The 26,914-nt window shown below is 41.5% G+C and carries 24 protein-coding genes, 1 pseudogene and 1 riboswitch; of the genes and pseudogenes, 9 read left to right on the top strand and 16 right to left on the bottom strand.

The genetic code is table 11. The annotated features are described in order from the left end of the window. Positions 1–33: 33 nt before the first annotated feature. The 3 genes from motB to MKX49_RS00715 form a co-directional block, all read right to left on the bottom strand. On the bottom strand, positions 34–789 hold the full coding sequence (gene motB / locus MKX49_RS00725) for a flagellar motor protein MotB (RefSeq protein WP_340874244.1): 756 nt from the start codon (positions 787–789) through the stop codon (positions 34–36). Then, positions 782–1,573, bottom strand: coding sequence for a flagellar motor stator protein MotA (gene motA / locus MKX49_RS00720; RefSeq protein WP_063595237.1), 792 nt, complete (start codon positions 1,571–1,573; stop codon positions 782–784). Before motA ends, motB begins: the two co-directional genes overlap by 8 nt. A 384-nt stretch (positions 1,574–1,957) precedes the next feature. Beyond that, positions 1,958–3,055 (bottom strand): AbrB family transcriptional regulator, encoded by a 1,098-nt coding sequence (locus MKX49_RS00715; RefSeq protein WP_336863761.1) that lies wholly within the window; start codon positions 3,053–3,055, stop codon positions 1,958–1,960. Between the two features lie 292 nt (positions 3,056–3,347). Between MKX49_RS00715 and mreBH the strand changes: the two genes are divergently transcribed. Continuing rightward, a complete protein-coding gene (gene mreBH, locus MKX49_RS00710; protein WP_034305687.1) occupies positions 3,348–4,355 on the top strand; it encodes a rod-share determining protein MreBH in 1,008 nt (335 codons plus the stop codon). An 820-nt stretch (positions 4,356–5,175) separates the two neighbouring features. On the opposite strand, the gene MKX49_RS28330 is transcribed toward mreBH, so the two are convergent. Next, entirely contained in the window at positions 5,176–5,328 is a 153-nt protein-coding gene (locus MKX49_RS28330; protein ID WP_419721565.1) for a hypothetical protein, read from the bottom strand. Then, positions 5,328–5,528, bottom strand: a complete 201-nt coding sequence (locus tag MKX49_RS00705; protein WP_063595239.1) for a hypothetical protein — start codon at positions 5,526–5,528, stop codon at positions 5,328–5,330. Before MKX49_RS00705 ends, MKX49_RS28330 begins: the two co-directional genes overlap by 1 nt. Positions 5,529–5,894: 366 nt before the next feature. Here MKX49_RS00705 and MKX49_RS00700 point away from each other — a divergent pair, with 366 nt between their 5' ends. Together MKX49_RS00700 and MKX49_RS00695 are read left to right on the top strand one after the other, a co-directional pair. Further along, positions 5,895–6,317 (top strand): hypothetical protein, encoded by a 423-nt coding sequence (locus MKX49_RS00700; RefSeq protein WP_336863759.1) that lies wholly within the window; start codon positions 5,895–5,897, stop codon positions 6,315–6,317. A 77-nt stretch (positions 6,318–6,394) separates the two neighbouring features. Next, complete coding sequence (locus MKX49_RS00695; RefSeq protein WP_063595240.1) at positions 6,395–6,967, top strand: VanZ family protein; 573 nt, start codon at positions 6,395–6,397, stop codon at positions 6,965–6,967. A gap of 226 nt (positions 6,968–7,193) precedes the next feature. Here MKX49_RS00695 and MKX49_RS00690 read toward each other — a convergent pair whose 3' ends face one another. After that, positions 7,194–7,349, bottom strand: coding sequence for a hypothetical protein (locus MKX49_RS00690; RefSeq protein ID WP_252268462.1), 156 nt, complete (start codon positions 7,347–7,349; stop codon positions 7,194–7,196). A 187-nt stretch (positions 7,350–7,536) separates the two neighbouring features. On the opposite strand from MKX49_RS00690, the gene MKX49_RS00685 reads away from it, so the two are divergent. The 4 genes from MKX49_RS00685 (at position 7,537) to MKX49_RS00670 (ending at position 11,116) form a co-directional block, all read left to right on the top strand. Next, complete coding sequence (locus MKX49_RS00685; RefSeq protein WP_048685101.1) at positions 7,537–8,100, top strand: tyrosine-type recombinase/integrase; 564 nt, start codon at positions 7,537–7,539, stop codon at positions 8,098–8,100. A gap of 52 nt (positions 8,101–8,152) precedes the next feature. Next, a complete protein-coding gene (locus MKX49_RS00680; RefSeq protein ID WP_034305691.1) occupies positions 8,153–8,650 on the top strand; it encodes a cation:proton antiporter regulatory subunit in 498 nt (165 codons plus the stop codon). 6 nt (positions 8,651–8,656) lie between these two features. Further along, positions 8,657–9,883, top strand: a complete 1,227-nt coding sequence (locus tag MKX49_RS00675; protein WP_336863754.1) for a cation:proton antiporter — start codon at positions 8,657–8,659, stop codon at positions 9,881–9,883. 366 nt (positions 9,884–10,249) lie between these two features. Next, on the top strand, positions 10,250–11,116 hold the full coding sequence (locus tag MKX49_RS00670) for a YihY/virulence factor BrkB family protein (RefSeq protein ID WP_340874237.1): 867 nt from the start codon (positions 10,250–10,252) through the stop codon (positions 11,114–11,116). 48 nt (positions 11,117–11,164) lie between these two features. Here the strand turns inward: MKX49_RS00670 and MKX49_RS00665 are convergent, their stop codons facing one another. From MKX49_RS00665 to ribE, 4 genes and pseudogenes are all read right to left on the bottom strand, one after another. Next, positions 11,165–12,331 carry a DHH family phosphoesterase gene (locus MKX49_RS00665; RefSeq protein WP_063595243.1) on the bottom strand — a complete coding sequence of 389 codons (1,167 nt, stop codon included), beginning with the start codon at positions 12,329–12,331 and terminating at the stop codon, positions 11,165–11,167. Positions 12,332–12,739: 408 nt separating this feature from the next. After that, complete coding sequence (gene ribH, locus MKX49_RS00660) at positions 12,740–13,210, bottom strand: 6,7-dimethyl-8-ribityllumazine synthase (RefSeq protein WP_048685088.1); 471 nt, start codon at positions 13,208–13,210, stop codon at positions 12,740–12,742. 79 nt (positions 13,211–13,289) lie between these two features. Continuing rightward, positions 13,290–13,928, bottom strand: a pseudogene (gene ribB, locus MKX49_RS00655) (3,4-dihydroxy-2-butanone-4-phosphate synthase); the annotation flags it as partial. Positions 13,929–13,946: 18 nt separating this feature from the next. Further along, positions 13,947–14,585 carry a riboflavin synthase gene (ribE, locus tag MKX49_RS00650; protein WP_034305702.1) on the bottom strand — a complete coding sequence of 213 codons (639 nt, stop codon included), beginning with the start codon at positions 14,583–14,585 and terminating at the stop codon, positions 13,947–13,949. Between the two features lie 146 nt (positions 14,586–14,731). After that, a riboswitch (FMN riboswitch) is annotated at positions 14,732–14,863 on the bottom strand. 202 nt (positions 14,864–15,065) lie between these two features. On the opposite strand from ribE, the gene MKX49_RS00645 reads away from it, so the two are divergent. After that, on the top strand, positions 15,066–15,794 hold the full coding sequence (locus MKX49_RS00645) for a TspO/MBR family protein (RefSeq protein ID WP_340874234.1): 729 nt from the start codon (positions 15,066–15,068) through the stop codon (positions 15,792–15,794). A gap of 17 nt (positions 15,795–15,811) precedes the next feature. Here the strand turns inward: MKX49_RS00645 and megL are convergent, their stop codons facing one another. The 4 genes from megL to putP all read right to left on the bottom strand — a co-directional run bounded on the left by megL (position 15,812) and on the right by putP (position 21,310). Next, positions 15,812–16,987 carry a methionine gamma-lyase gene (gene megL / locus MKX49_RS00640; RefSeq protein ID WP_252268456.1) on the bottom strand — a complete coding sequence of 392 codons (1,176 nt, stop codon included), beginning with the start codon at positions 16,985–16,987 and terminating at the stop codon, positions 15,812–15,814. Positions 16,988–17,213: 226 nt separating this feature from the next. Continuing rightward, on the bottom strand, positions 17,214–18,350 hold the full coding sequence (locus MKX49_RS00635) for a DEAD/DEAH box helicase (protein WP_289348711.1): 1,137 nt from the start codon (positions 18,348–18,350) through the stop codon (positions 17,214–17,216). Positions 18,351–18,397: 47 nt separating this feature from the next. Further along, complete coding sequence (locus MKX49_RS00630; protein WP_289348709.1) at positions 18,398–19,675, bottom strand: ATP-binding protein; 1,278 nt, start codon at positions 19,673–19,675, stop codon at positions 18,398–18,400. 165 nt (positions 19,676–19,840) lie between these two features. Then, positions 19,841–21,310 carry a sodium/proline symporter PutP gene (gene putP / locus MKX49_RS00625; protein WP_063595249.1) on the bottom strand — a complete coding sequence of 490 codons (1,470 nt, stop codon included), beginning with the start codon at positions 21,308–21,310 and terminating at the stop codon, positions 19,841–19,843. Positions 21,311–21,467: 157 nt separating this feature from the next. On the opposite strand from putP, the gene MKX49_RS00620 reads away from it, so the two are divergent. Beyond that, positions 21,468–23,516, top strand: coding sequence for a molybdopterin oxidoreductase family protein (locus MKX49_RS00620; RefSeq protein WP_340874231.1), 2,049 nt, complete (start codon positions 21,468–21,470; stop codon positions 23,514–23,516). A 209-nt stretch (positions 23,517–23,725) separates the two neighbouring features. On the opposite strand, the gene MKX49_RS00615 is transcribed toward MKX49_RS00620, so the two are convergent. Both MKX49_RS00615 and MKX49_RS00610 read right to left on the bottom strand, forming a co-directional pair. Beyond that, positions 23,726–25,246 carry an aldehyde dehydrogenase family protein gene (locus MKX49_RS00615; protein WP_048685059.1) on the bottom strand — a complete coding sequence of 507 codons (1,521 nt, stop codon included), beginning with the start codon at positions 25,244–25,246 and terminating at the stop codon, positions 23,726–23,728. A 217-nt stretch (positions 25,247–25,463) separates the two neighbouring features. Further along, entirely contained in the window at positions 25,464–26,897 is a 1,434-nt protein-coding gene (locus MKX49_RS00610; RefSeq protein WP_445670152.1) for an aldehyde dehydrogenase family protein, read from the bottom strand. Positions 26,898–26,914: the final 17 nt, after the last annotated feature.

Raw genomic sequence — 26,914 nt, 5'->3', positions numbered from 1 at the left:
AAAAAGAAAAACCCGTCCATTCCTGACAGGTTTTCACTCATTTATCGCTGTCCGTGGAACGATTAGGATTTCAACTCTCCGGTTTTTCGCCCTTCCTTTTTTCGTTTCATTGGAAGCAACCGGCTTGAATTCCCCATGTCCTTTAGCACTGAACATTTCGGGATCCAAATCCTTATTTTCGAGGAGAAGTTTCATAAAATTCACGGATCGCATCACACTCAGGTCCCAGTTGGATTCATACTTGGAATTTTTAATAGGAATATTATCGGTATGTCCGCTTACGATGATGTTTCTGGGTAAGTCCATGACCAGTAACTCCGAGATTTCTTTAGCAATTTTACGGTTTTCACTTCTCACCTCGGCCACACCCGATTCGAACAGCACATTTTCCCTAATTGAAATCAACATGCCTTCATCAGTAAGGTTCGTTCCCAATTTATCCGTCAAATCATTCTTTTCGATATAGGCATTTACGCGCTCCTGAACTTCCGTAAGTTCTTCCTGCTCGTTTTCCCCTAGCTTCTCAAGATCTTCTGCACCTGTTCTTTGTTCTGGTGACGTCGGCTCATTGCTGGGGGAATCACTTGGAAAATCCATAAAACCCGTTCCGCTTGTAAAAACCTGGTTAAATACATTGGACAACTGCTGGAACCTTACTGCATCAACCGAACTTGAAGCGAATAAAACGATAAAAAGCGCAAGAAGCAATGTTAAGATATCGGCATAGGGAACCAGCCATGATTCATCGATATGCTCTTCATGCCTTTGTTTCTTTTTGCGGCTAGCCATCTTCTCTCACATCGCCTTCCAACCACTTTTTACGATCTCCAGCAGGCAAATATGATGTTAATTTCTGTTCAATCGTTCTCGGCGCTTCCCCTTCGATGATCGATAAAATCCCTTCAATCATCATTTCTTTGATTCTGACTTCCTGCTGCGATTTCCGTTTGAGCTTATTGGCAAAAGGATGCCATAACACATACCCCGTGTAAATCCCCATCAAGGTCGCGACGAACGCTGCAGATATGGCATGTCCCAATGCCTCCGTGTCAGCCATATTACCCAATGCAGCAATCAGCCCGATTACCGCACCCAATACGCCAAGCGTCGGAGCGTATGTACCGGCTTGACTGAAAATTGCCGCCGCACTTAGATGACGTTCTTCCATCGCGTCTATTTCCTCTGCTAAAATATCACGAATATAATCGGCACTCTGACCTTCGACTGCTAGGTTCAAGCCATTTTTCAAAAAGGCATTATCCACCTGATCCGAAATGCTTTCCAAGGCCAATAAGCCTTCCTTCCTGGCAATGACCGCCCATTCCGAAAAGGTTTTTATTAAATCTTCCGGCTTTGTCAATTTTTGTTCAAAGAATAAAATCTTGAATACTTTTGGCAGTCTTTTTAATTCCGACAAAGGGAAAGCCGTTACGACAGCAGCTATCGTCCCTACAATGATGATCAAAATAGCCGCCGGATTAATCAGCGCCGTTACACTAACACCTTTCAACACCATTCCGACTAAGATGGCTACAATACCAAGAACTACGCCCAAAACTGATGTTATATCCATAATACTCACCCATTCATTTAAAGTCTCGTCTCCTCCTTATATCGGATGAAGTTAAAAAAAAGTGAGGATTATTTTACTATTCGATTTCAATTTTCATTAAATCATCACAAAATCTACCCACCTTATTGCCTGCATGAGCTTATCAACAGCACAAATATTCCTTCAAGAATGGAACCTCAAGCATGTTCCGTACATGATTTTCTCATAACATCTGGAATATGCGCATTTATTTGTGGTTTTCACGCTTTTATTCGTGAGTTTCACACTTTTACTCGTGGGTTTCGTGCTTTTACTTGTGAGTTTCACACTTTACTCGTAAATTCCGCATATTGCTGACATTTTTTCTCACTCTTCAGTTTTTCCGAAAGAAAAGGACAAAGCCTGTCAGCTTTGTCCCTGTTCTTGTTTCCCGTGGTTTCTTCCGGCCAGCCATTTTATGATGGGGGACAGAAAAAATAAAATGAATAAGATCCTGAATAAATGAAAGCTTGTGACAACGGATAAATCCACATGCACAGACATGGCTGTGACTGCCATTTCGGCGACGCCGCCTGGCGCCATGCTCAAAAAAAGTTCATTCGCCTGTAAAGATAGGGCTGGGGCAAACTGAATGGATAGATAATAGCAAAATCCAATCAATAGGACATTAATGACGAACACGGCTCCGAACATCTTCCTGAAAAGTCGGGGATTATCTACCTTCAGTGTGTAGCCTAAATGTGCGCCGATCAACAATTGCGACAGGTTCAACCAAAAGTCAGGAATCTGCGGGGCACCTGGGCCTGCTAAATTGAATAGTGCTGCTGCCATGAGAGGTCCTAGCAAAAAAGGCAGCGGAAAATTGGCTCTCTTTGTGATGAAAATGAACACTAGCAAGGTTAACAACATCATGATGGCTAATTTCCCATCATATTCAAATAAGAAAAACGGCCGCTCCGTGACGGCCATTACCGCACCTGGTTCAACTGACATTACATGAGTCACAATCCACGGAACAATGGAAATCACCAGGATGACCCGCAGTGTTTGCATAAAGCCTACAACCGTTTCATCACTATCCTTCATTTCCTCACTTAAGACCACCATCTGGGAAAGACCTCCCGGGAAACTGCCAAGCATGGATGTGCCCAAGGATAAGTTCATTCGTTTTCCGATAAACCAGCCAGTCAACACTGTAAATGAAATGATTGCGATTGTCGTAAAAAGCATTACAGGCAGATATTCAATCATCTCATTTAACGATTGTTTCGTGAATGAACTGCCCAATTGTAAACCTAGAATGACCAATCCAGTACTTCTAAAGGTTTTAGACCAATATAAGTACTTCCTTAACTTCACTTTCGCAATCATCACGACGAATAATGGTCCTAGCATCCATGGCAGGTATATGCCAAGGCTATCAAACGCGTAACCACCCAGGAATGCTAGAAAAGCTGTAAAAATGATTCTAAAACTCTTACTCTCGATTAAATTTACACTCACAAAATTACCTTCTTTATCTAAGCGGTTTTTCATCTATATCTTAACATAAAATAAGTTGGTTCAAAGCTGTCATCCACGCTTGTTTCGACTGTAGCAAGGAGCGCAGCATGGAAATATACTAAAAGCAATTGCCTTCTCCAGTGCACTTTTTTATATTTAATCATGTTTTCGCTCCATGAAAAGAAACAGCATGGCACTTCCACCATTTACTAGATTTCCCACCCCCACAAACTCGCAATAAAAGGTAGAATAATATATATAGGGGGTCAAACTCTTATGGAGGGGTGACTAGATGTTATCAAATACAGAAATAGGCATTGACTTAGGAACTGCAAATACGCTAGTTTACAGTAAAAATAAAGGAATCGTATTTAATGAGCCATCTGTGGTGGCCATTGATATAGAGACTAATAAAGTATTGGCAGTCGGTGTTGATGCAAAAAACATGATCGGGAAAACACCTGGAAATATCGTGGCAATCCGTCCGCTTAAGGATGGTGTCATTGCGGATTTTAATGTGACCGCGCAAATGCTTAAGGAAATCATGAAAAAAGCAAGCAAGGCCCTAGGTTTATCGATTCGCAAACCTAGTGTAGTGGTCTGTACACCATCAGGTTCCACTTCAGTTGAGAGAAGGGCCATTCAGGATGCAGTCAAAAGCTGCGGAGCGAAACAGGTCCACCTTATCGAGGAACCAGTAGCAGCAGCAATAGGTGCGGGCCTGCCTGTCGAAGAGCCCGTTGCCAATGTCATCGTTGATATCGGCGGCGGAACGACTGAAGTCGCAATCATTTCTTATGGCGGCGTCGTTTCCTGCAATTCAATCAGAATTGGCGGAGATCAATTGGATGAAGATATCAGCCAATATGTCAGGAAAAAACATAATGTGCTGATTGGGGAAAGAACAGCCGAGGAAATAAAAAAAGAAATCGGCTACGCACTCGTTGAACATTCCGTGATCACCATGGAAGTCAGGGGCCGCGATCTTGTAACGGGGCTACCAAAACCGATTACAATATCATCCACTGACGTCCAGGAAGCCATCCAGGAATCGCTTCTTCATATACTGGAGGCGATAAGGGCCACCTTGGAAGATTGTCCTCCTGAATTGAGCGGGGATATCGTCGATCAAGGAGTCATCCTATCCGGCGGGGGTGCACTTCTCAACGGGGTACAGGAATGGCTGACGAATGAAATCGTCGTCCCTGTCCAACTTGCGGATAACCCGCTTGAATCAGTTGCCATCGGAACCGGGCTTTCACTAGAGGTCATTCACAAATTACAAAAAGCCGTGTACTAGAAATAAATGGCTGTCTTTGAACCGCACCCCAATTGTTAGACAACATTTAACAATTGGGGTGCGGTTTTTTTCCTAAATATACGATAGACCAAAAATCAAATGCAGTTTTAGAGTACTTAGAAGGAAAAAGAACAAGAAAGACATGAGGTTTATCCCCTCTGAAAAGATGGGTCGCTATCTAAAACATGGAATGGAAGGACTTGTTTCATCCTATACAAAATTACACTTGATGCGAGCACCTTGGTTACGTAATTCTAAGGTGATACGCCTATCCCCATAGCGCCGTCCTCCAGCAACCTTTTTTGCGTATCCAATACAAAGAAAAAAGACCTCAACATTTAAGTTGAGACTCTTTCATGCTTTGTAAAGGTATATAGGATTCACCCTTATTTTAATCAAGGAAAACTCCCATTTGTTAATCTTCCAATTCTTGAATTCTTAAGCCTTCAATATCCTTAATCCTAGAAGCTTCGGTATCATTTTCAGGATAAATAAAGCATTGTTTTTCATGCGAAGAAGTAGCAAAACCAAAACTTTCCTTGTTTAAAAAATGACAAATCTTCAGGTGAATTTGGCATTTCCCACTCATAAAGCGATTTTGTAATCAATCTTATAATTTTCTTTTCTTTGCATTCTCGTCAGCGTGAAAATAATAAACATTTGCTGTTTGATCATCACCAAGAGTGGTACTAGCCCATGTTGACTCGCATCTCAATTCTATTAATGATGCTTTTAACTTATTTATTATTTCTTCTAACCCTCGTATCGAACCCATATCGTTTCTAACAACTAGATGAAATTCATCACACACATCAAAGCATCAATCAAGCAGTCCTAAATATACTTGATTTTTTGGATTACTTTCAATACTTAACATCTTATCCCTCCCTTCGTCATCAATTACTTTTACACCGTTTACTTCTACTAAAGGATTAATTCCTTGCACAGTTTCTTCATTTTCCTTTGCGGCAATTATGCTTGCAATTGGAGTTCCATGACCATATATATCTTTTGTATAATTTTTTTATTAATTACGTCATATTTAGCAACAATTTGTCCATTTAATGCAGGTTGCTGATTATTAATAACGCTGTCTAAAATTGCGACTTTTTTAGGCTTATCATAAATACTGATATTAGACACATAGCCCAGATTTCTAACACTCAACATCATTAAATTTCACCTTAATTTCTTTACTACTAAAATCGTATGCTGATAAATAACATAGTGATTATGTAAAAGATTGTTTTTTCATGGTTATACCTCAACTCGATAAACTTGAATTATCTGCGTTACAACCACTTCCTTTAATACACCTGTTGTTCATTAACTTGCAATCATTATTCACCATGAATTTTAAAATTAAATTAAATATTCAAACATCATTTCACCATTTATTTCTTTATACTATTATTCTTTTCTGAAACAGAACATTTCAAAATTGAGACGTAAATTGTGGATATTTACGATACTATAGTCCTTGTTAACAAATAGGTAATATGTGGTCACATATGAAAAAAAACGGAAAGTGTGTAATTATTGAAAACTAAATTATTTTCAGTTTCAGTAATATGTATATTATCAATTATAATAGCAATGCCCTCTTTTGCTTTTGCAGCAACTAACGCTTATAGCTTTACAATGAATCTTCGTATAGTTGATGGAAGTAAAAACGGTCAATATTTTAAATTAAATAAAGGAACTGCAAAATTAAGTGGTACACATTATCAATATAGCTCTGACCCTAGCCCTGTTGGTCCTAACCCCATAACTTATCAATTATGGAATAAGACCTCAGGTAACAGTTTTGGTACAATAAAAGCTACACCTAATAAAAATGGTACTTCTTCTAGTGTGTCAGGTAGCTATTCAGGTCTAGGTGGGGGTACTAAGTATTATTTGCAAATTTTTAGAGTTGATGACGGTAGAAATATAAAAGGTTCAGGAAAAATATCAAATTAAACAACTGGAAAGAGCTTATAATTCTTTATAAGTTCTTTCTTTATTAATATAATATTTTTACGATAGGAGTCTCTAAAATGGTTTATCATTTCAGCGGTTGGATTCTTTACAGTTTTATAATTTTATATATCATTTTGGCACTAATACTAAAATTAAGTTTCAAAAAAAGTTATACCTATCTTTTATTCTATACAATTATGTATGTTTATTTATGTAATGTTATAAACCTCACTCAATTTCCCATTTATGTAGATGATGATCAAAGAGAAGCATTTGGGGGGCAAAATGTTTGGAGAGAAATGAATTTAATCCCATTTAAATATGAATTTACCAAATTGAGCTTTTTTAATATTTTAATGACTGTCCCACTAGGCTTTGGATTACCCTTCTTATTTAAAGCCTCATTTAAGAAAATTTTAATAGCTGGTGTATTAACTGGAATAATTCTCGAATCAGGTCAACTACTAACAGCTTTATATGCAGGATATACTTTTAGATTTGTTGATATTGATGATGTAATCTTTAATATATCAGGGACATTATTAGGATACTTCATTTTATTTAAGTTATTTAAATTAACGTTTCATATCCTTGTGAGAAAGTGGCATATAAAGTTTAATTCCATAGTTAAACATATCAATAATACATAATAACGATTTATCCTGTGAAAAACGCCATTTCAAATCATTATCCGACTACACAGACACGGGTATGATGAAGCATCATCAGCGGGTCTCTATTTGGCATGAGAATTCAAGGAGCAACAGCCATTTTCGCAGTCAACCTCAAACGAATTTTCACGAAAATCAAAGCAGAAAAGTAACTAAATATGAAAGAAATAGATCACTTCCTGTTCATTATCGTACAGGAAGTGATCTATTTTTGTTGAAAAAACAATAACTCATTCAAAACCGTTAGTTTTTCAGCAGCCTCGCTGAAAGCCGATGCGGCTCCCGTACCGCCTCTGGAAAGCTTAGTGCCTCTCGTTACAAACACGCCCACATTGTACAAGCCATAAAAAAATGTAGACAAACCCCTTTTTGCTTTTAAAAGAAACTGATATATATTTTCACTTAATTGTGTAGAGAATAAGAAAAAGCTTTTTTTGGTTCAACAGTACTTTGCTTTTTGGAGAAGCCTTAATAGGACTTAACGCATGCAATGTTACATAACTTGTGTTATAATGTAATTATGTTACATTGGTAAGAGGAGAAGATCTATGGAATATGTAGAAGCCTTTAAGGATATCAATCAAATCAGCAAAATAAAAACATACTTACGCGCTCACTCCAGTCGGGATTATTTATTGTTTGTACTCGGCATCAATACAGGTATGAAGATAAATGAAATGCTCGAAATCACCGTCGCCAGCGTTCTGGATGAAACCGGCAAAATCAAGGAGTTCTATGAGCAACGGACTGAAAGTGACGAAGTCAACCAAATTTATTTGAACCTGAAAGTCCGTACCGCCTTACAAGAATACCTTAAAGGCTCGAAGGTTATCGAAGGTCAGTTTTTATTTCTTTCCCCTAAGACAAAAAAGCCGATTACACGTCAACAGGCCCACCGAATCATCCATGATGCTGTGGAAGGTGCAGGGCTGACAGGCAAATTCGGAGCAAGTTCGATGCGTAAGACTTTTGGCTACCATGCCTATAAACAAGGAGTGTCACTGGCCTTGATACAGAAGCATTACCATCATTCCAGTCCATCGGAGACATTAAAATACATCGGTATATCCAAGGAGAAGAAATTCAAGACGAATATTGACGTTAACTTATAAACATTCTCCTATCTTCTATTAACTCTAACCAACATTTTAAGGAGGAATTCCAGTGAAAATTAGAGAAAGTGAACTTCCTGGTATTGGTCAAAAATTCGAAATCATAACGAGAAATGATGAAAAGTTAGTAATCGTCATTCACGATGATGGCCGTCGGGAATTATACCATTTTGATAATGAACATGAGGACGTCATATCGAGCATCACCCTTAATGATCAGGAATCCCGGCAACTGGCTTCCATCATAGGCGGTATGGTCTATAAACCACAAGCACTTGAAACAATTGAAATGTCATTGGGTGACTTGGTGATCGAATGGTTCAAAGTCGAACCCGGTTCAAAGGCCATCAATCAAACAATCGGTTCGATTGATATCAGGAGCAATTATAACGTGACCGTCATCGCCCATTCTAAAAAAGGCAAAAAACAACTGAATAATCCTGGTCCCGACTCCATCATCGAAACAGGCGACACCCTTGTAATATCCGGTGAAAGAAAAGATATCCGTAACCTGATAAGAGAATTATTGACCGACGAAAGGAGTGACTAAGCTCATATGGACCATTTAGTCTTTGAAGTGGGAACTGCCCTACTTCTAGTGGCATTTGCCGCTCTCGTTGCAGGTAAATTCAAAATATCAAATGTTCCGCTATTAATTATCATCGGGATGCTCGTTGGCCCCCATGCCCCGCACTTCGGATTAATTGACCTGCGTTTCATTGAAAGTGATGAAATCATAGCATTCCTCGGTCGTGTCGGTATTTTATTCCTTCTGTTTTACCTTGGGCTTGAATTTTCCGTCAAAAAGCTTATGAAGTCAGGGAAAAATATCGTGACAGGCGGAACCTATTACATTTTAATCAACGTGGGAATGGCCTTGCTGTATGGTTTCCTGCTAGGTCTTCCATTAAAAGAGGTCCTGATATTAACCGGGATCATCAGTTTTTCTTCAAGTGCCATCGTGGCAAAGGTACTTGTGGACCTTAAAAGGACCGGTAACAATGAAACGGAGCTAATCCTTGGCATCATCATGTTTGAAGATATCTTCCTCGCTGTTTATTTATCAGTCGTATCCGGATTGGTATTAAGCTCTTCTGGTTCCGTTTGGGGAACATTACTTTCTACATTTATCGCGATTGGGTATATGCTGATATTTTTCGTTATCGCCCGGAAAGCATCTGGGGTCCTTAACAAATTATTCAATATAACCTCCGATGAGATTTTTATCATCGTCGTGTTCGCATTACTATTCTTCATCGCCGGTTTCTCGGAAACGATTCATGTTGCGGAAGCCATTGGTGCATTACTGCTCGGCCTGGTCTTTTCTGAAACGGAGCATAGTGACAGGATTGAGAAACTTGTCATTCCCTTCAGAGACTTCTTCGGGGCCATATTTTTCTTCAGCTTTGGCTTGAGTATCGATCCGACGACCCTTGGCGGAGCTGTCTGGATGGTTCTTGGTGCCGTCATCATCACCATAATCGGTAACTTTGCAGCTGGTATGATTGCCGGACGCAAATCCGGTTTATCTCACAGAGCTTCCGCAAACATCGGTTTAACGATCGTTTCACGCGGCGAATTCTCCATCATTTTAGCCAACTTAGGCATTGCAGGAGGTTTAATGCCTATACTAACCCCGTTTGCGGCACTTTATGTTTTAACCTTAGCGATTCTTGGGCCGATCCTTACAAAAGAATCCAAACACATCTATAATATCCTAAATAAAGTATTCAAATGGACCCCTCCGAAAGTTCAAAAGAAACAGGAAAAAGAAGTCCAATAGAAGAAAAAGGCCAGAAATTGCTTACTGGCCTTTTTTCTGTTCATCTTTTATAACTCACTAACATGATAATACTTGTTAGAAAGCGGGCATAAAATCATACTTAGTAGTAGTATTGGTGCCGTCCTTGAAGTATCAACAGCACCTATCACAGTTATTCTAGAAACTTTCGAGATTGAGGGATATTTCTTTACTGAGGATTTTAAACTTGCTTCTCTCCAAATATGTTTTGCGGGTTATGTAATTGTCACAAGCTTCTACAAGTGCCCGGATTAGAGGTTTCAATTTCTTTTCTTTTGAGGATTAACTTACATGATCAGAGGGAATAGAAGCAGATAACCTTAGTAACTATTCAGGAGTGATGCCCAGATGAATAAGTCGATCCAATTTTCAAAGAAACTTATTAAAGAAATAAAGGAAGATCGTGTGACCGGGCTGGCAGCAGAACAAGCTTATTACTATTTACTGGCACTATTCCCTTTGCTCATATTACTGCTGTCCATATTACCTTATCTGAACATCGATATTCAGACAGCCCTCGACACGATAAAAACCTTCATGCCTGCGGAAACGATGGAAGTCATCGAGAAAAATATCATCAACATATTATCTGAACGGAACGGCGGCTTACTGACCTTTGGTTTCCTTGGAACGATATGGTCTGCTTCCAACGGAATGAATGCGTTCATCCATTCCATGAATATTGCCTATGATGTGGAAGAAACAAGGAATTTCATTAAAGCCCGCTTCATTTCCATTATATTGACATTAGGCCTGGTTGTAGCATTCATCGTCATGTTAGGTCTCCCCGTCTTCGGAAAAGTCATCATCGAATTATTACAGCATGTCATTCCGATCCCAGAAGAAACGCAAATCTTATTCAGCTTATTACGGTGGGTCATCGCGGTTGTGGTCATCTCACTTGTCCTGGCCTTTTTATATCGCTTTGCACCGAATAAAAGTTTTCCCATTAAACATGTCATCCCTGGCGCAGTGACCGCAACTGTACTTTGGCTGGGAATATCACTTGGATTTTCATTCTATGTCAGTAACTTTGCCAACTACTCTTCCACTTACGGCAGTTTAGGAGGCGTCATCATCTTGATGCTATGGCTGTATTTGAGTGGTCTGATTTTTGTGATCGGCGGAGAAATCAATGCAATTCTTCATCGCCAAAATTCCATTCCAAAAAAACAGTCACGCACGATCGTTCATCCTGTCCCGCTTAAAAGATAAAATCAAGATTAAAAAGCGGCTGTCCCATTCGGACAGCCGCTTTCCTATTTAACCCTTATTGACAAACTCTTCATATCTTTCATCATGGGCCAGCCATGCAGCGTATTTCCGCTTCATGTATTTTTCCGCTTCCGCAAATGTATCGAATGTTTTTTTCTGTTGTTTGCCGTTGATTTCAACAATCCATTCCTCTTCTTCATCTTCATAGATGAATATGTCCTGTTTGTCTCTTGTTGAATATAGGCAACCCTCTGGGGATCCTTTTACATTCAATTGATTCTTATGTGCGTCTCGTTTAAGGGGCTCGGCATAGAAGGTCTTTTCGACATATTGGCTATATGCCTTTTCGGACATCGTACAACCGGCGGCTTTTTGGTGGCCGCCACCATCGTACTTGCCAGCAACCTCAGAAACATCTATATCATCGTGGATTGTCCGGAAGCTGATTCTTTTACTTCCTACCATCAGGATGGCTATATAATCCAGATGTGAGAACTCTTTCGACAGTTCATTTCCCAATTCCGAGTGGTATGACTCTGCATGGACCACACCAGCTGTATGGGGACCGACCGTAGCTTGATAAACTTCTCTTTTTTTCCTGTTTATGTACCTATCCACTCGACTCTCTTCAACATTCAGAAGCGTTTGCTCCACTTCGTCAAAAGTGAAACTTTCAGCCGTGGACAGCTTATTTGCGATTTTCATTTCGAATTCCTCTATCGGAATCATGAAAAACAGGTCATTCAATCGCTTTGCCGTTGTATTTTTATTGACTTCCCATTCCCAAGTATCATATTGACGGACCAATTCAACGAATTCAGCGACAATGCTTGAAGGTTCCAGCAATTTATTTTCAACTGCATACTGATAGAATAATGATGTGGCTGCCGTCTGTTTACCATCTTCCTGTTCGACAGTTACAGATGCCCAATCATGTTCGTTCAAATGCAGTGCTGACTTATGATGATCGATCAGCAGAGCCTTGCCTCCATCTTCCACAAACTGAGTAATCATTTTTTCATTATCTTCATCAACCGATAGATCAGTAACGATCAATGTATCTTCAATCTTGGCCTGCTCAAGAAATGCGCCTACATTCTGATTAAGGCGACCAATTGAATTATAACTAACCACTACATCTTCTCCGAATGCCAGCTTAGCTACAATGCCGCACCCGACTCCATCTAAATCATTATGTGTAAAGAGATGGTACACACAAACCCCTCCTAATAACTAATAAATTTACTTTTCCCTAAAGACATGAATTTCAATTGCAATCTTTACAATTGTAGCATAATCATATCTGCATATTTTATCATGCTTCCATTACGTGACGCTTTTGTTCGGTTTTTTTTCGAGGAATTACCTAATGATTCCTTACTTCCCATAATTTATAACGATAAATAATGAAAAACACATTACTTTGAAATCGAGGTAATTCCATTGAAGGGGTTTCGGTGAGTGTCGAAGAGCCGCAATAACTAATCGATCAATGGCTAGGAACTTTACGAACTTAAGAAGAATTGCCAAATGGTTGAAGAAATTTGACTCAATCAGACCCAAGATCCGGCACATCAAAAAAAGCCGCAGGAATGTTATTTCCTGCGGCTTCCTTATGTGAAATCACTGTTCTATCAATTTTCCAAGGTTGGCCATTTCAATGGCACTAACCGCAGCTTCATAGCCTTTGTTGCCTGATTTTGTTCCAGCACGTTCAATGGCTTGTTCAATATTCTCAGTTGTCAGCAAACCGAAGATAACCGGTACACCTGTTTCCAATGAAACGGAAGCCATGCCTTTAGCTGCTTCATTGCAGACATAATCATAATGTGAAGTAGCACCCCTGATTACCGTTCCAAGACCGATTACCGCATCATATTTACCTGTATTCACAAGTTTCTTAGCAATTAACGGAAGTTCAAAAGCACCTGGGACCCACGCGATGTCAACATCATTCTCATCAACTCCATGACGCTTAAGACCATCCAATGCCCCTCCTAAAAGCTTGCTTGTGATAAACTCATTAAATCTCCCTACCACGATTCCTACTTTCAATCCTGATCCGATTAATTGTGCTTCAATAGTTTTCCCCATGTCCAATTCCTCCTAATTTTTAAAAACAATAATATTTTTTCATGTTAAGATTTCATTCCTTAAAAATCCTTCAAGCTTTCGGGATGTTCAGTTCAAGTTCCTGTTTCCCGATTGGATCATTATGTTGAAGATACCGAATCAAATCGGCTATCGTAATGAACTTCAGGTTGAATTTATCAGCGATGACTTCTAAATCGGATACGCGGGCCATCGACCCATCTTCATTCATGATCTCACAAATGACACCGGCTGGAGCGGCACCGCATAACTTCGCCAAGTCCACCGATGCCTCCGTATGTCCTGCCCTTCTTAATACGCCGCCTTCTTTAGCGACTATCGGAAAAGTGTGACCAGGCCTTTGGAAATCTTCAGCGACCGAATCTTCATTAAGAAGCTCAAGGATGGTCAAGGACCGTTCAAAAGCACTGATTCCTGTAGAGGTGCTTTTATGATCGACGCTTACCGTAAAAGCAGTGCCATGATGATCGGTATTTTCTCCTACCATAGGATGCAGTTTCAATTTTGCTGCCAGTTGTTCAGTGATGGTCGTACAAATCAAACCACGTCCATGAGTCGCCATGAAATTAATCGCTTCCGGAGTCGCCTTTTCGGCCAACACTACAAAATCCCCTTCATTTTCACGGTCTTCATCATCGGATACGATTACTACCTTGCCAGCCTTCAAATCTTCTATTGCTTCTTCAATTGTATGGAACATCATTACACCGCCCTTTTATTAGAATCCATGCTCTGCCAAAAACTCTAAATTCAGTCCTGGTTTTGGATTGCCATTTTTCATTTGATGTATTATATATTTCCCTATCATGTCGTTTTCGATGTTAACGATATCGCCAGCCGCTTTTTGTCCCAATATGGTGTCCTGATGAGTCAATGGAATCAATGAAACCGTCAAAAGGTTCCTTTCGATCCCAAATATCGTCAAGCTTGTTCCATCAATGGCCACGGAACCTTTTGGAATGCAAAAGGCACTAAGCCCTTCTTCCAATTGGATTACATAATATACGGCATTTTCTTTCCGTTCTTTTTTTATGATCGTTCCGGTTCCGTCGATATGACCTGAAACAAAATGACCGCCAAACCTTCCCTGTGCACTCATGGCTCGTTCGAGATTAACAGGTGATCCCAATTTTAACGTCCGGATCGAGGAAGCTTTGACCGTTTCCGGCATCACGTCGACCGTAAATAAACTTTTCGTGAAGGACGTTACCGTTAAGCAGACCCCGTTGACTGAAATACTATCCCCCAGATGCACATCTTCAAGGATTTTTTCAGAACGAATCGATAACTCCATACTGCTTTTTCCTTTTTTCAAGGAATGTACGGTACCGATATCCTCAATGATTCCCGTAAACATGTTTTTCCCCCTTTTATAAAATATAAAAAACCCCTTAGGATGGCCTAAGGGGTTAGCAGGAGAAATGAGTGAAAAAAATTGTATACCTAAAAAGCCTAATATTTTCATTTTCGAAAAATTAGGCATACGTATACACTTGGGTTCCACACGTCCTTCTCCCATCCAGACTGTACTGTCGGCTTTGGAATCTCACCAAATCCTGCCTTTTAACAGGCTCGCGGGCTTAGAATTTCTTCATCACCGCCGGTTGGGATTTTCACCCGACCCCGAAGGACTAAAATAATATGAATCTTTGAATATTTTATCACCATAAAGTGAAGATGTAAAATTTCTAACCTTAAATGGTTCAATTGTTACAGGAACTTCCTATCTTTATGTAAAAATGGTCCCCCATTAACCCCGATGTGCTCCAAAAAGGTTAGGCAGGCTAAATATGTGGAATAGGGTTAGAGGATCAAAATTCAAATAAGGAGGAAGACCATGCTTATTTCCATCATCAACTTGATTTTCTATCTGTTCGTCGTCACGATGAATTTTTTAGCCAATTTCCTGCCATTGAACGGCCAGACATCAGGAGAGATTTCCGATAAACTTAATGTCCTTTTCACTCCTGCCGGATATGTATTTTCCATATGGGGCTTGATCTATTTCCTGCTCGCCATCTGGGTATTCAGGCAGTTTTTAAGTAAACATCAAAACAGCCCTGCTTATAAGGCATCCTTCCCTTGGTTCGCTTTAAGCTGTGTCTTGAATGGAGCTTGGCTTTTAGCTTGGCACTATGAATACTTTTTGTTATCCGTATTCATTATCATTGCTTTGTTGGTTACTTTAATGGTCATTTATACAAACATAAAAAAAGTGGAACACACTACTTTTGACCTATTTCCGTTCTCCGTTTATACAGGCTGGGTAAGTGTCGCAACCATAGCTGACATTTCTTATTACCTAACCTATATCAAATGGGACGGTTTTGGGGTTTCCGAATCAACCTGGACGATCGTCCTGCTGATTGCAGCAACAACCCTGGCCTTTTTCTTTGCAGGTAAAAACCGGGATTGGTGCTATCCTCTCGTATTCGTTTGGGCGTTCATAGGCATCGGGATACGAAATAGCGACGCCTATCCGGTAATCACAGACATTTCTTATATCCTGGCTACCATCACTTTTATCGTATCCATCACCATCTTCATTAAAAATAGAAGGAACTAAATGAGGGATATGGTATCTTAAAATGCTTGTTGAAGATCTTGCCATACATCCTGCCAAGCTTCTAGGCCAACTGAGAGACGGACCAGCTGGTCACTGATGCCCATTTGTTCCCGTGAATCTTCAGGAACGGCAGAGTGCGTCATGGTAGCGGGGTGCTGGATCAATGTTTCGGCATCCCCTAGACTTACGGCAATTTTGATAAGTTTCAATTTATTGAGGAAATCTTGTGCATCCTGTTTTGTGCCATGCAATTCGAAAGAGATAAGGCCGCCACCATGTTTCATCTGTTTTTGCATGATATAATGATCCGGTGAAGCATCATCACCTGGATAATATACCTTTTTCACCTTTGGATGTTTCTTAAGTTCATGAAAGATTGCCATTGCATTGGCCGAATGACGGTCCATCCTGACGGGCAAGGTCTTTAACCCCCGCAATAGTAGCCAGGCGTCGAATGGTGAAATGATTCCACCGATATCTTTCTGTGTAGTCCCAGCTATATGATTCATGAATTCCTTTTTACCGACGACAAGTCCCGCAACGACATCCCCATGCCCGCAAAGATATTTCGTAGCGCTATGAAGGACAATATCACAGCCATATTCAAGCGGTCTCTGTAGGTAGGGCGTCGAAAACGTATTATCGACTACGACCGTCACATTATATTCCTTCGCAATCCTTACCACCATCTGTAAGTCAATCATTTTCATCGTCGGATTGATCGGGGTTTCTACATAGATGCAGGTCGTTTCCGGCCGGATCATTTTCCTAACCTGTTCTTCAGTATCCATTTCACAAAAATCATGAGTGATCCGGTATTTATTTTTCATTAGCTGCAGAAGGCCGAATGTACAACCATATAACCCCTGTGAGCAGAGGATGTGATCATCTGTTTTAGTTAACGCAAAAAGTACTGCTGAAACGGCTGCCATGCCTGAACCGAAAGCAAGGCCAGCTTCCCCGCCTTCCAGTGCGGCAATCTTTTCTTCAAGCACTTGTACCGTTGGATTTCCAAGGCGAGAATAAATATATCCATCTTCGATACCGGCAAAACGCCTCTCCCCTTGCTCGGCATTTTCGAAAGTGAATGTTGAGGTTTGGAATAAAGGTGTTGCCAAGCTTCCCAAATGCTTCTTCGAGTCATATCCTTCATGGATGACTGCCGTTTCAAATTGTTTATACTTTCTTGTCATACCGTCTCCTCCTAACCTATGTCTATTGCTATCATATGTCAAAAACCCATATAAAGGAAGCGTTTTCATTCATGATTATCCCCCATAAATGAACCCTGAATTTAGTAAAAATAAGCTGCATTCTGTTCAGTTGGATTCTACAAGTTGAGCACCTCTTTTAATTTTTAATCCTAACGTGAATTCCAAAAAAAAGGGGACAGCCGCCATGGCCGTCCCTTTTTCCGAATCATTCATCGACTACGATGTTTCCACCATAGAAGGTTACTCTCGTTAATGGAATCTCCAGTTCACGAGCCATTTTTTTCAACTCTCGCTCTTCTCTTTCCGTTACGATTGAAATGACCGTACCATCTGCACCTGCACGCCCAGTTCTACCGGATCTATGGATATATTGTTCGATGTTGTCAGCCATATCAATATGAACGACCGCAGTAAGACCTTTAATATCAAGCCCCCTTGCCGCTACATCTGTTGCTATCAGCATCGGGGACTTTCCGGATCGAAGCTTGCGCAGTGCTTTCTCCCTGTCGACTTTATTGGATTCACCGTGAAGCACGCCCATTTCAATACCTTTATAACTCAGTTTTTCATGTAAGACGCTAAGCTCCGCAATATCATTCAGGAAGGCAAGTGCCTTCACATCTTTAAGTCTTGTGATTTTCTCGAGAATCTTGGACTTTTCCCGTCTCTCAACAACAAAGTAAAGATGGTCCACCTTGGATTCCATTTTTTCATTTTTATCGACCTTGATCATTTCGGGTTCATTCATGAATCCCCGGGCCGCTTTTTCCGTTTCCTCTGGCAGGGTTGCTGAAAATACCATGATTTGCCGATCTTTTAGTGTTGTTTTGATAATATTATTGATCGTTCCCATATGCTCTGGAATGATCAATTGGTCACCTTCATCAAGTACTATCGTCTTAACTTCATGCATCTTCAGTTTCTTTTGGGCAATCAATTCGTAAATCCGTCCCGGTGTTCCAGCAATCACTTGTGGACGCTTCTTCAGTTTGTCCAACTGCCTTTTCACATTAGCACCGCCGATGAATGCTGCACCCGTAATGCCGCTTCCCTCTGACCAAATGCGAATTTCTTCATTGATCTGCATGACCAGTTCTCGTGATGATGCCAGAATCAAAGCCTGGGGCGATTTTTTTTCAGGATCAACCTTTTCCAGCAATGGCAGTAAATATGCCAATGTTTTTCCTGTACCTGTCGGTGATTCGGCCATGATATCCTTTCCCTCGACAATCACGGGGATCGCTTTCGTTTGTATCGGGGTAAGTTGTCCGAATCCGGATTTTTTCCAGGCTTCTTGTATATATGGTTTTCTATCGTTTATTAATGCAGGTAATTCGCTCATATCGTTCTCCTTTAATATAAAACTTTTCCTATCTTTCATAGTACCATTTATTCTTGTCCAGTAGCCAACGGAATACGAATTGTAACCGTCGTCCCTTTGTTTATCTCACTTTCAAAATCCATTTCCCCCTGAAGGCGATGAACGATTTTCCGGCAAATTGCAAGCCCGATCCCTGAACCTTTTTCCTTCGTCGAGTAAAAAGGCTCACCAATCCGTTCAAGGCGCTCAGGCCCCATTCCCATGCCATTATCACTCACGCTGACTACAGCATGTCCATCGATTATTTGCAGAGATATATCAATTTCCCCATTATCTTCAATCGCTTCAATGCTGTTCTTGACGATATTGATTACCAACTGTTTAAGTTCAATTGAATCAGCCATAATATAAATCGGTTCGGCGGTTTTAATCCTTAGCCCCATTTCGATATTATTCAAATTCGTTTCTGCTTTCATCAACGTGAATACCTGTTGTAAACTGTCGGCAAGATCGATCCTGCAGTATGCGACATCCTGTTTCTTTCCGAGAACCAAAAGTTCACTTGAGATAATATTGATTCGGTCAATTTCCTTCAACATGATATCAGAATGCAGCGGGTTCACTTCCTGGGTCATATCCATTAACTGTACGAATCCTTTTAAAGATGTCAGCGGATTCCTTATCTCATGTGCGACGGCCGCAGCCAGATGTCCGATAACAGATAGCTTTTCAGACATGATCATCAATTCCTCTTCGCGCCGCAATTCGGTAATATCCCTAACGATTGCATATACTCCAAGCATTTCCGAGTGGACGATGATCGGTAAAAAGGTTACACGGATAATCCGTTGTTCATCACCGCTATTCTGAATGGTCGTTTCGAATTTTACAGCCTCCCCTTGAAGGGACTGTATAAAGAACTCAGCTACTTTATCACTTTCATTCCAGTTGATGAGATGATTCGCATTCTTGCCTTTCGAATTGTCACTATTATGACCTAACAGTTTTTCGGCTTCCGGGTTTATCGAAACAACATTTCCTTCGAGATTCAGCTCAAGGACACAATCCGGGTTATGCTTGAACAGCGACCGATACTGTTCATCCTTAAGAATGAATTCCTGTTGGGACCTCAACATCTTCCCCGTCCAATACCTGATTATGAAGTATAGGAAAAGCCCGGTTATGAATATGAACATCCACCCTTTGGAATGTTGAAACATTGCATATATTTGAACATCTTCCCTCGCCTGTGTCATAGAGATGTAATCCGTAACGATAATCCATAAGACCCCAAAGAATATATATATAAAAGCCACTTTACATGCAATTTTATGAGATTGGTTCATTTTTTTTCCTTTGCATTGTTTTTTGGTTTATTATTCCCAAATCACTCAAAAAAAGCCCTCATGTTTTCAACATAAGGACTCTATCGATATTGTACCATATATATTGCATTCATTGTTTTATATCGTTAAAAAATCCAGCAGCAGTTTAACTGGACGTTCAATAAATCAAGAAAGGTTTTTAATGGCTTGATTGAATTCTTCTTCTATATCTTTTGTAGGCTTGGCCGTTAATAAGCTGAAAACGACAACCGCTATTGAACCAGCGATGAAACCAGGAATGATTTCGTATATTTCAGCAAACTTATCGATCATATCCCAGACGATCACGGTTGCCGTACCGACAATCATTCCCGCCAAGGCTCCCCATTTCGTCATCCGTTTCCAGTACAGGCTTAACAAAATGACAGGACCGAATGCCGCCCCAAAACCAGCCCATGCATAACCAACCAATTTAAGGATCGTACCGCTTGGATTAAAAGCCAATAATAGGGCAATGACAGATATCGCCAACACACCAAACCGACCTACCAGCACTAATTCCTTATCAGATGCGTTCGGCCGAATGAACTGCTTATAGAAATCATCTGTCAGAGCACTTGCCGATACCAACAGCTGTGATGCAATCGTACTCATGACCGCCGCTAAAATCGCAGCCAACAAGAAGCCTGTAATTAAAGATGGAAACAGTTCTTTAGCTAATATGATGAAGACGGACTCAGCATTCCTATCCCCTAAAGGACTATTTGTCAGGTTAAAATATGCTATTCCCACCAATCCGGTGAACATCGCTCCGACGATAGCAAAAATCATCCACCCCATACCGATTCGCCGTGCACTTTTCAATTCTTTAACAGATGAGACCGCCATGAAGCGAACGATTATATGAGGCTGCCCGAAATAACCAAGCCCCCATGCCAGAAGAGATATGATGCCAATGGTTGATGTTCCTTCAAAAACATGCAATAAATTCGGGTTAATCGATTTTATTTCATTGAAGGTAGGATCCCAGCCCCCAATATTTACAATCGTGACAACTGGTACTAGAATTAAGGCAATGAACATGATTGTACCTTGTACGAAGTCCGTCCAGCTGACAGCCAGGAATCCGCCAAATAATGTATAAAGAATAACAACGCTCGCCGTCAGCCAGATACCCCACCGGTAATCTAAATTGAAAGCCGTACGGAAAAGCTCACCGCCTGCTACCATGCCTGAAGAGGTATAAAAGGTGAAGAAAATTAAAATGACCGATGCTGATACCACTTTTAAGACCCGGGAGCCATCTTTAAACCGATTTCCCAAAAAGTCGGGAATCGTAATCGAATTGCCGGCAATTTCCGTATATGTCCGAAGTCTTGGTGCCACGAATAACCAGTTTAAATAAGAGCCTGCACACAGGCCGATGACAATCCAGCCAGCACTCAACCCGCTTATGTACATCGCACCAGGAAGACCCATCAACAGCCAGCCACTCATATCGGAAGCCCCTGCACTCAATGCCGTTACAGCCGGGCCCAAGTTCCGGCCGCCAAGCATGTAATCGGTTAAGTTAGCCGTTTTCCGATAGGCCAAATAACCAATTAAAAGCATACCTACCATGTATATTGCAATTGATATTATAATTCCATATTCCAAAAATGAATCCTCCTATTTATAGGTTAATTTTCATCTTGTAAGCTTATCAGAAAAAAAAACATATGTTAAGAAGTTCTTGCACCTTTCAACGATTTCACTTTCAATATAAGTAAGAAAATTCATTTTATTAGAATAAATCATTTAGGAGGAATACGCCATGCAATCCTATATCAATCAGCCAGATGGAGTCTTTCCCTCTGTTTGTTCTCTTGACTGTCCTGATCAATGCGGTTTACTGCTGCACAAAAAAGATGGGAAAATCATTAAAGTTCAAGGAGACCCTGATCATCCAGTCACAAAAGGGAATATTTGCAACAAAGTCCGCAACATGACTGCCCGCCTATATGACCCCAATCGCTTAAAACAGCCATTAAAGCGCATTGGTCCGAAAGGAAAAGGGAATTTCGTTCCAATCAGCTGGGAAGAGGCCATTGACACAATCACTTCCAAATGGAAAGACTTGATCGAAATGCATGGACCGGAAAGCATACTTCCTTACAGCTTTTACGGAAACATGGGCAACCTCAGCGCCGAAGGGATGGATCGCCGCTTTTTCCACAAACTCGGCGCAAGCATGCTCGAGCGTTCCATCTGTAATGCGGCAGGCTCAGTCGGATACAGCTATACAATGGGTGGTTCATTCGGCATCGATCCAGAAGAAACGATCCATACCAAGCTATTCATCATGTGGGGCATCAACGCTGTGAGCACAAATATGCACCAAGTGACGCTTGCCCAGCAAGCCCGAAAAAACGGGGCCAAAGTAGTTGTCATTGACGTTCATAAAAACCAAACCGGCAAGTGGGCAGATTGGTTCATTCCGATTCTGCCCGGCACCGATAGTGCACTTGCCCTCGGATTAATGCATATTCTTTATGCCGAGAATCTAGTCGACCAGCCCTTTCTCGATGAATACACAGTGGGTGCTGCTGAATTGCGCGAACATGTCCGCCAATATGACCCTGCGACCGTCTCCGCGATAACTGGCGTTCCCATTGATGACTTATATGAACTTGCCAGGATGTATGGCACTACAAGCCCATCATTCGTTCGGATAGGCAATGGCCTGCAGCACCATGACAATGGAGGCATGGCGGTACGTACCATTGCCTGCCTGCCTGCCCTTACCGGCCAATGGATGGAGGAAGGCGGCGGAGCCATCAAAGGTAATTCAGGATATCTGGCCTTTAATATAAATGCCTTAAGACGTCCTGATTTATTGCGAAATAAAGCTACCCGGACCATTAATATGAACCAAATCGGCCAAGCTCTTATGGAAAAAGAAAACCCGATTCGCTCCATGTTTGTATACGGCTCCAACCCAGCACTTGTCGCTCCGAATGCAAATAAGGTGCAGGAAGGTCTAATGCGGGAAGATCTATTCACAGTGGTCCATGATCTATTCTTAACCGAAACGGCCATGTTTGCCGACCTCGTCCTTCCTGCCACGTCATCTTATGAAACGGAGGATTTTTATAATTCATATTGGCATAATTACGTCCAAATACAAAAACCTGTAGTCGAAAAATATGGCGAATCGAAATCGAATGTTGAATTGTTCAAACTGTTGGCTGCTGGGATGGGATTTGGGGAACAAGCATTTAGAGATTCAGAGGAAGATATGATACGGCAGGCTCTGGATTTTCCCGACAACCCGCATTTGGAAGGCATCACCTATGACTCCCTTTCAAGGAATCAATTTGTCAAAGCCAAAATGCAGCCGATGTTCCCAGGCAAACTCCCGACACCAAGCGGTAAAATCGAACTTTATTCCGAACGGATGAAGCGGGATGGATACGAGCCATTGCCCACATATACGCCAATCATAAAAGACAGCGACCTGCCATTTTTATTCATTCCGGCACCTAATCACAATTTCTTGAATTCAACCTTTTCAAATAATGCCAAACATATCTCCATGGAAAAGGAACCGAAACTGCACATGAATGCCGCCGATGCCAAAACAATGGGAATAGCCGCCGGAGATATGGTTAGAATCTGGAACGGTCGCGGTGAATGTTTGCTTACCGCTGCTCCCGGTGAAAATGTGTTACCAGGCGTTCTTGTCAGCCAAGGCTTGTGGCAGAATACGCCCGAAACAAAGCAACACATCAATTCCCTTACCCCAGATCGCCTCGCGGATATGGGTAATGGCGCCGTTTTCTTTTCAGGACGGGTTGACCTTGAAATAGTCCAACAAAAGTAAAGAAATGTTTAGCAATCTTTGAATATACTTGGGATTCTCAGCATTATATCTGCTATTTCAGGATTATATCTCCGATTTCGGATTATATATCTGCGTTTCTGGGATTATATCTCCGATTTCGGATTTTTATCTGCGGTTTTCGGATTATATCTCCGATTCCATAGAAAAAAGGCTGTTCCGCCAGGAACAGCCTTTTTTCGTCAAGCTATTTACTCTTCATCAAACCAGCCTGTTGGCTGGATATCCAAGTTGTTATTGATTTGCTTCACTTCGGTGTATGCTTCGTAACCGAAAGTTCCCAGTTCGCGTCCATTTCCACTTTGCTTGAACCCTCCCCAAGGAGCTTCGTTATAAGTAGGATGATATGAGTTTATCCACGTGATGCCGGCACGCACTTTTTTAATGACACGGTACGCTTTTGAGATATCATTCGTGAACACCGCTCCCGCTAAACCATATTTCGTATCATTGGCAAGTCGTAGAGCTTCCGCTTCATCCTTGAACTTTTGAACGACAAGCACCGGTCCAAAAATTTCTTCCTGCACAATCCGCATATCCGGTGTCGTATCAACAAAAATAGTAGGTTCGACAAAGTAACCTTTATCCATGCCTTCTTCTTTAATTCGATTTCCACCGACGATTAATTTGGCACCTTCTTCTTTTCCGATTTGGATATACGATAATATTTTGTTCATATGGGCTTCTGAAACGATAGGTCCCATCTGGCTGTTTTCATCAGAACCTGAACCTACTTTGATTTTTTTCGCCTTCGCAGTAAGACTTGCAATGAACTGATCGTAAATGGACTCTTCCAATAGTAAACGGGAGCCTGCTGAGCACACTTGTCCTTGATTACAGAAAATCCCGTATAGAGCATAATCAACGGCAGTCTCAAAGTCAGAGTCCGCAAATACGATATTAGGCGATTTGCCGCCGAGCTCCAATGTGACTTTCTTTAGGTTACCCAGCGAAGCCTCCATGATCTTACGTCCTGTTGCCGTGCCTCCTGTAAAGGCTACTTTATCGATTTCCTCATGCTCTGCAATGGCTTGTCCGACAACTGGCCCCGCTCCTAACACAAGGTTCGCGACACCTTTTGGCAATCCTACCTCATCCATGATTTCAAATAGTTTGACCGCCGTCACCGGAGTGATCTCAGATGGTTTGAACACAACGGAATTTCCTGCAGCAAGCGCCGGAGCGAGTTTCCAGGCTGACATCATTAGCGGGAAATTCCAAGGAACGATCTGCCCGCATACACCGATCGGTTCCCTTACGACCATCGATTGCTGGCCGTCAGGAACTTCAAAAGTCTGACCTGTCGGTTTTGTGGCCAATCCTGCATAATATCTAAAACATGCTGCCGAATCAGCTATATCAAAACGAGCCTCACGCAATGGTTTCCCATTATCCAATGTTTCCAACGCAGCTAGTTCTTCAGCTTTTTCTTCTATTTTGTCGGCTATTTTGAATAAAATGCGAGCTCTTTCGACGGCAGGAGTTCCCCACCAACCACCTTCATAGAAAGCATATTTTGCTGCCTCGACCGCTGCATCCACATCTTCCTGTGTTCCTTCCGCTGCTTTGGCAATAACTTCCCCCGTGGCCGGATTCAATACATCCCTCTTCTCACCCGAAGTCGAATTCACCCATTCCCCATTGATGAACATCTTTAAGTCCAATGCTCCCGTTCCTTCTTTTTTCGTATTATTTTGCAAAGTTTCCTGCATGTAATTTCCTCCTCTGTTTTAAGTTATCTACCTATATATAAAATATGAGCAAGATTCATGCCAGTTTGAAATTTTAGGTAACTCACGGTTTTTTGCCCATTCCGCTCATATTTAAATTCAGTCGTGAATTACCTATTCATTTTTGCATAACCCATAGGCAAAACTCTTCCTAGTTTCATAGAAAAAAGAGATGAGCAGCTGCTCACCTCTTTTCTGATTAATTCCGATTAATAATGACCAATTTCATTTCCGTCATTTCTTCAATGGCATATTTCAACCCTTCGCGCCCAGTCCCGCTTTTTTTGACTCCGCCATATGGCATGTTGTCAACACGGTAAGTTGGGATATCATTAATGATAACACCGCCGACTTCCAATTTTTCTGCGGCAGAAAGAGCCAGATTGATATTTTCCGTGTATATCCCGGCCTGCAATCCGAATTCGGAATCATTGACCAAGTCAATCGCTTCCTCAACGGAAGAAACCTTATTGATCAAAACAATTGGAGCGAAGACTTCCTGACAAGATACCTTAAGCATTGCATCCACTTCCAGCAACACAGTGGGATGCAGGATATTTCCTTCAGATTTACCTCCTGCTGCAACTATCGCACCGTGTTGTTTAGCTTCACCGATCCAATCCAGGCTTCGCTGTACATCCCCGGCGCTGATCAATGCTGAAATATCCACAGACGGGTCCAAAGAATCTCCCAGTTTCAAGCCATTCGTTGCTTCCGTGAATTTTTTGACGAACTCATCATACACCTCTTCATGAACATAAGCGCGCTGCAAGGAAATGCAGACCTGCCCTTGAAAAGCGAATGCTGCCGATACACAGCGTTGGATGATTTTATCGATATCGATCCCTTTATCCACGATGACAGCCGCATTCGAACCTAGTTCAAGACTCACTTTCTTTAACCCGGCCTTATTACGGATCCCGATTCCTACAGCCGGACTTCCAGTAAATGAGATGCTCTTCACCCGTGAATCGGTGACTAATTTATCACCGATTACCGAACCGCTTCCGGTAACTAAATTAAACGCACCTGTCGGCAAATCCGTTTCGGCCAATAATTCAGCAAGAAACAGTGAAGATAGCGGTGTTTGGCTCGCAGGTTTCAGGACGAGTGTATTTCCGGCAGCAATGGCCGGGCCCACTTTATGGGCAACCAGGTTCATCGGAAAATTAAATGGCGTAATCGCACCCACAACGCCTAGAGGCTCACGGACCGTGTATCCTATCCTTCCTTCTCCGTCAGCTGTGGCATCCATGGTCAATGTTTCTCCATGAATCCTTTTTGCTTCCTCTGCTGCAAATTTATATGTGGCAATTGTCCGGGATACTTCAACCATTGCCGTTTTAATCGGTTTCGCTGCCTCTTTTGCAATAATTTCAGCTGCCTCATCTTTGCGGCTTTCCAAAAGGCTCGCAAGCTTTTCAAGTATGGCAGCGCGTTTATGACTAGGTAAAGCTGCCATCGCTTTTCTAGCCTGATAGGCTGATTCTATGGCCAACTCGACATCTTCAAGGCTTGCCGAGGGAATCTCCGCTAGAACTTCCCCGCTATAAGGGGACTTTAGTGTCGTGAACTTTTCAGCTTCTTGCCATTTACCATTAATGTATAATTTCTTTTTCAGCGTTTCCGTCATGACCATCACTTTCACCT

Source organism: Peribacillus sp. FSL M8-0224 (genome assembly GCF_038003055.1).
GTDB lineage: Bacteria > Bacillota > Bacilli > Bacillales > DSM-1321 > Peribacillus > Peribacillus frigoritolerans.
This window is presented reverse-complemented; position numbering and strand designations above follow the sequence as displayed.